Source organism: Methylibium sp. (genome assembly GCF_013817365.1).
Taxonomy (GTDB): Bacteria; Pseudomonadota; Gammaproteobacteria; order Burkholderiales; family Burkholderiaceae_C; genus Methylibium.
In genome coordinates, this window is sequence record NZ_JACDCU010000262.1 from 1 (window position 1) to 5,938 (window position 5,938).

Sequence of the window (5,938 nt, forward strand, 5' to 3'; positions counted from 1 at the left end):
GTGCTCGACGAGATCGGCAACCGCATCGTCGCCTCCATTGCCAGCCAGATCGAGCTGGCCGAACGCAACCGCGCCATCCTCAAAGCGCCCAGCTCACTCGACGCCTGGGAGGCCCACCACCGCGGGCTGTGGCACATGGTGCGCTTCAACCGAGAAGACAACGAACAGGCGCGCCACTTCTTCGAGACGGCCGTGCGCCTGGACCCGACCTTCGCGCGACCCTATGCCGGCCTGTCGTTCACGTATTTCCAGAACGCTTTTCTCGGCTGGAGCGAGCGTGAGCAGGCGGTGGAGCAGGCCTACCGCATCGCCTCGCTCGGCCTGATGGCCGACGACCTCGACCCCGCCGCGCACTGGGCCCTGGGCCGCGCCCTATGGCTGCGCGGGCGGCAGGACGAATCGCTGGCCGAACTGAACACCTGCGTCGATCTGAGCCCGAACTTCGCGCTCGGCCACTACATGCTGGCCTTCGTGCACTCGCAGTCGGGCGACCCGTTGGTCGCCATCCGCGAGTCCGACCATTCGCGCGAACTCAGCCCCTTCGACCCGCTGCTGTTCGGCATGCTCGGCGCGCGCGCGATGGGGCTGATGCGGCTGGGGCGGCACGACGAGGCGGCAGACTGGGCGGTGAAGGCGGCGGCGCGGCCGAATGCGCACGTGCACATCCTCGGTATCGCGATGCATTGCCTGGTGCTGGCGGGACGGGAGAGCGAGGCGCGGGCGTTCGGCGCGGCGATACAGCGGGCGCAGCCGGGGTATGGGGTGGAGGATTACCTGGCGGCGTTTCGGTATGCGGCGGACGGGGAGGCGTTGGTGCGGGCGGCGGCGGGGAGGATTGCGGGCAAGTGAGGAGCGTCCGAACAAGGGCAAGTTGCTTCGCTGGCTTGGTGGCGTCGGTGACGTCGTCGGCCTTTGCCGAGCGAACCGCGTCGCCTGTCTACCGATGCCCCCGGCCCCGCGCCCTACTGCACCGTCCCCTTCAACCCCTCCGGCACCGCCAACGCCTGCACCTCTATCCCTTCATCCCGAAGGGCCTGGGCCTCGTCGCCGGTCGTGCGCCCGCGGATGCCGCGTTCGGGCACTTCGCCGTAGTGGATGCGCCGCGCCTCGTCGGCGAAGCGCTCGCCCACGTCTTCCGTGTTGGCCATCACGTGCCGCACGGCGCGCATCCACATCGCTTCCACGCCGCGCGGCTCGGGGGTGGTCGCCGGCGTGGTGGGCTGCGGTTGCGCCTTCATCACCGGCTCTCGGCTGCCCGACAGGTTGAGCCGCGGTGCGCTCGGCAGCCGGCTCACGCCGCGGCTGGCGCACAGCGGACACTCGACGAGGCCCCGCTCGCATTGCGAGACGTAGTCGTCTTCGGACCCGAACCAGCCTTCGAAGGCATGGCCGGCGTCGCAGAGCAGGTCGAGGACTTTCATGGTGGCGGTCAGCAGGCGACGCGGATCATGCGCCAGCCGGGCTGTCCGGCGCGGGCTGCCAGTCCAATTTCCATTTGCCGGCACGCCAATGCGTGATCCACAGCATGCCGATCAGCGTCTTGGCGTCGGTCAGTTCGCCGCTCTCGGCCAAGGCTTCCAACTCGTCCAGCGTGAGAGTGAAGACGTCGAGAAACTCGCCGGCATCGAGCTGCGGTTCGCCGGCGACGAGGCCGCGCGCGAACCAGACCTCGATGCCCTCCGTCGAGTAGGCGATGGCGTTGTGCAGGATGCCGGCCCGCGCCCATTCGGTGGCGCGGTAACCGGTCTCCTCAGCCAACTCGCGCACCGCGCAGGTGAGCGGCGACTCGCCGGGGTCGAGCTTGCCGGCCGGAAACTCGATGAATGCGCGGCGCAACGGGTAGCGGAACTGCCGCTCGACGACGAGCCGGCCGTCGCTGAGCAGCGGCACGATCATCACCGCGCCAGGATGAACGATGAACTCGCGGCCGGTTTCGCGGCCGTCGGGCAGGCGCACGCGATGCTGGCGCACATCGAGGAACTTGCCCTCGAACACCTGGCGCTCGTCAATGCAGGTCTCGCGCAGGTGCGCATCGTCGATGGGCAGCACAGCGTCACTCATGGCACAAGCTTCAGCCGCGCCGCCGGCGCAGCACGCGCCACACGAAACCGGGGAAGGCGAGCGTGAGGAAGAGGCAAAGGACGATCGCGTAGAACTCCCAGCCCTGCGGATGGCGCTGGCCGATGCGGGCTTCCAGAAACATGCCGAAGGCGACCACCCCGGCGCCGAAGACCAGCAACTCCAGCAGCCGCCAGCCCAGGTTCTTGGGCGCACGCAGCGGCCCGATGACGAACAGGCGCTCGTTGACGAAGGGCAGATTGGCTGCCAGCACGGCCAGTGCCAACACCACCCACACGGCGGCGGACGAAGTCATGTGCCGGCCGCCCCTCAGCCGGCCAGCGAGAGGCGGATCGCCTCGGCGCACATCGTCATCAGCCCGCCCGGCATGAGGCCCAGCCCCAGCACCAACGCGCCGTTGAAGGCCAGCAGCGCCCTCACCTCGCCCGGGCCGCTGCTCAGCGACACGTGGCTCTCGGCCTCGTCGAAGTACATGGTCTTGACGATGCGCAGATAGTAGAAGGCGCCGATCAGCGAGAGCAGCACCGCGATCACGGCCAACACGATGTAGCCGGTGACGCCGGTAGAAACAATGGACTGCAACACCGCCAGCTTGGCGTAGAAACCGACCGTGGGCGGAATGCCGGCGAGCGAGAACATGCACAAACCCATGACGGCCGCCAGCATCGGGCTGCGCTGGTTCAGGCCTTTGAGGTCGGCGATGTCTTCGGCCTCGAAGCCCTGGCGCGCCATCACCATGATCACGCCGAAGGTCGCGAGAGTCGTCATCACGTAGGTGACGATGTAGAACATCGCCGAGCTGTAGCCGTTGGCCGCCGAGAAGGTATTGCCGGAGATCACCGTGGGCGTCAGGCCGAGCAGCATGAAGCCGAGCTGGCCGATGGCCGAGTAGGCCAGCATGCGCTTGAGATTGGTCTGCGCGATGGCCGCCACGTTGCCGAGGATCAACGAGCCGACCGAGAGCACGATGAGCATCTGCTGCCAGTCGATCGCCAGGCCGATCATGCCTTCGACGAGCAGCCGGATGCAGATCGCGAAGGCGGCGAACTCGGGCGCGCCGGCGATCATCAGCGTGACCGCGGTCGGCGCCCCGTGGTAGACGTCGGGCACCCACATGTGGAAGGGCACCACGCCCAGCTTGAAGCCAAGCCCGGCGACGATGAAGACCAGGCCGAACACGAGCACCTGGGCGTTCACCTGGCCGGCGGTGATGGCCGCGAAGACGCCTTGGATATCCAGCGATCCGGTGGCGCCGTACATCATGGACATGCCATACAGCAGGAAGCCCGAAGCCAGCGCGCCGAGCACGAAGTACTTCATGGCCGCTTCGGTCGAGACCGCATGGTCGCGGCGCAGGGCCACCAGGGCGTACAGGCTCAGCGACATGAGCTCCAAGCCGAGGTAGATGACCAGGAAGTTGTTGGCCGAGATCATCACGTGGATGCCGAGCAGCGCGAAGAGCGCCAGCGTGAACAGCTCACCCTTGAGGATGTCGCGGTCGGCGGCATAGGGCCGGGCATAGACCAGCGTGACGAACATTGCCACGGTGGCGAAGAAGGACAGCAGGTGACCCATCGGGTCGGCCACCATCAGGCCCTGCATGGCGTAAAGCGTGAAGCCGCCCTGGAAGTACATGAGCTGCAGGAGTGCCACCGCGGCCAGCGTGACGAGCGACAGGCGGTAGGTCAGCGTGCGCTGCGGCGAGGTGGAAAACAGATCGACGAGCGCGATGACGCAGGTCATCGCGAGCAGCAGGATTTGCGGGTAGACGGCGAGCCAGTTCATCTCGTTCATGTCGTGGGCTCTGTCAATTCAGCTTCGAGATCGACACGTGCCGCAGCAGCTCGGTCACCGAGACTTGCATCACGTCGGTGAAGGGCTTGGGATACACGCCCATCCACAGCACCGCGACCGCAAGCACGCCGAGCATCAGGAACTCGCGGTGGTTGATGTCGGTGAGCCCGCGCACGTCGTCGTTGGCGACCGCGCCGAAGTACACGCGTTTGACCATCCACAGCGTGTAGGCCGCGCCGAAGATCAGCGTGGTGGCCGCCAGCAGGCCAATCCAGAAATTGAACTGCACGGCGCCGAGGATCACCATCCACTCGCCCACGAAGCCTGCCGTGCCGGGCAGGCCGATGTTGGCCATGGCGAAGAACACCGCCAGCGCGGCGAACTTGGGCATGGTGTTCACGACGCCGCCGTAGGAAGCGATTTCACGCGAGTGCACACGGTCGTAAAGGACGCCGATGCACAGGAACATGGCACCGGAAACGAAGCCGTGGCTGATCATCTGCACGATGCCGCCGGCGACGCCGAGCTCGTTGAAGATGAAGAAGCCCAGGGTCACGAAACCCATGTGGGCGATCGACGAATAGGCCACCAGCTTCTTCATGTCCTGCTGCACCAGCGCGACCAGGCCGATGTAGATCACCGCGATGAGCGACAGCGCGATCACGAAGCCGGCCCACTCCTGGCTGGCGTCGGGCACGATGGGCAAGGAGAAGCGCAGGAAGCCGTAGGCGCCCAGCTTGAGCATGATGGCCGCCAGCACCACCGAGCCGCCGGTGGGCGCTTCGACGTGGGCGTCGGGCAGCCAGGTGTGCACGGGCCACATCGGCACCTTGACTGAGAAGGCCGCGAAGAAGGCGAAGAAGAGCAGCGTCTGCGCCGTCATCGGCAGCGGCAGCTTGTGCCACTCCAGGATCTCGAAGCTGCCGCCCGACTTGTAGTACAGGAAGATCAACGCGATCAGCATCAGCAGCGAGCCGAGCAGCGTGTACAAGAAGAACTTGAACGCTGCGTACACGCGCCGCGGCCCGCCCCAGATGCCGATGATGATGTACATCGGGATGAGGGTGGCCTCGAAGAACACGTAGAAGAGCAGTCCGTCGAGCGCCGAGAACACCCCGACCATCACCCCGGAGAGGATGAGGAACGCGCCCATGTACTGGTGCACGCGCTCGGTGATGACTTCCCAGGCCGAGATCACGACGATCACGGTGATGAAGGCGGTGAGCAGAACGAACCACACCGACAGGCCGTCCACGCCGAGGTGGTAGCGCACGTTGAAGCGCGCGATCCAGGCAACGTTCTCGGTGAACTGCATGGCCGCCGTGGCGGTATCGAAACCCGTGACGAGCGGCAGCGTGACCACGAAGCCGAGCACGGCGCCGATCAGCGCGACCCAGCGCACCATGCCCGCGTGTTCGTCGCGGCCGAGAGCAAGAAGGAGCGCGCCGAAGACGATCGGCAGCCAGATGGCGAGCGAGAGCAGGCCCATCTCAGCGGCCCAGCAGGGCCATGAAATACGGCCACTGCATCCAGGTCATCAGACCGATCACGCCCACGATCATGACCAGCGCATACCAGTACAGGTAGCCGCTCTGCAGCCGGCGTGCCAGCCCGGCGGTCAGGCCGACCATGCGCGCCGAGCCGTTGACGAACACGCCGTCGATCACCGCCTCGTCGCCGCCCTTCCACAGGCCGTGGCCCAGGCCACGCGTGGCGGGGGCGAGCAGCTTCTCGTTGATCCAGTCCATGTAGTACTTGTTGTCGAGAAGGCGGTAAAGGAACCCGGTGCGCGCATGGATCGTCGCCGGAATGCCGGGTTTGACCACGTAGAAGACATAGGCGAGCACGACGCCGGCAAGCGCCAGCCAGAACGGCGCGGTCACCAGGCCGTGCAGCGCCATCGCCACCGCGCCGTGGAACTGTTCGCCGAGCGCCGTCATGGCCGGGTGGCGGGCGGCGTCGACGAAAATCGAGTCCTCGAAGAAGTCGCCGTGCAGCATCGGCCCGATGGTCATGAAGCCGATCACCACCGAGGGCACGGCCAGCAGCAGCAGCGGTGCGGTGA

At 66.5% G+C, this 5,938-nt stretch carries 5 protein-coding genes and 2 pseudogenes; 1 reads left to right on the forward strand and 6 read right to left on the reverse strand.

What is annotated here, in order from left to right; translation table 11 throughout:
* Positions 1-849: pseudogene (locus tag H0W38_RS14950) on the forward strand (transcriptional regulator); the annotation flags it as partial.
* 113 nt (positions 850-962) lie between these two features.
* On the opposite strand, the gene H0W38_RS14955 reads toward H0W38_RS14950, so the two are convergent.
* From H0W38_RS14955 to H0W38_RS14980, 6 genes and pseudogenes are all read right to left on the reverse strand, one after another.
* Positions 963-1,421: a DUF1178 family protein gene (locus H0W38_RS14955; RefSeq protein WP_292455446.1), complete on the reverse strand. Its 459-nt coding sequence runs from the start codon at positions 1,419-1,421 to the stop codon at positions 963-965.
* 25 nt (positions 1,422-1,446) lie between these two features.
* Positions 1,447-2,061, reverse strand: coding sequence for an NUDIX hydrolase (locus H0W38_RS14960; RefSeq protein WP_292455449.1), 615 nt, complete (start codon positions 2,059-2,061; stop codon positions 1,447-1,449).
* A 10-nt stretch (positions 2,062-2,071) separates the two neighbouring features.
* On the reverse strand, positions 2,072-2,374 hold the full coding sequence (locus tag H0W38_RS14965; protein WP_292455450.1) for a DUF2818 family protein: 303 nt from the start codon (positions 2,372-2,374) through the stop codon (positions 2,072-2,074).
* A 14-nt stretch (positions 2,375-2,388) separates the two neighbouring features.
* Complete coding sequence (nuoN, locus tag H0W38_RS14970; protein WP_292455453.1) at positions 2,389-3,873, reverse strand: NADH-quinone oxidoreductase subunit NuoN; 1,485 nt, start codon at positions 3,871-3,873, stop codon at positions 2,389-2,391.
* 13 nt (positions 3,874-3,886) lie between these two features.
* A complete protein-coding gene (locus H0W38_RS14975; protein ID WP_292455454.1) occupies positions 3,887-5,362 on the reverse strand; it encodes an NADH-quinone oxidoreductase subunit M in 1,476 nt (491 codons plus the stop codon).
* A gap of 1 nt (position 5,363) precedes the next feature.
* A pseudogene (locus tag H0W38_RS14980) lies at positions 5,364-5,938 on the reverse strand (NADH-quinone oxidoreductase subunit L); the annotation flags it as partial.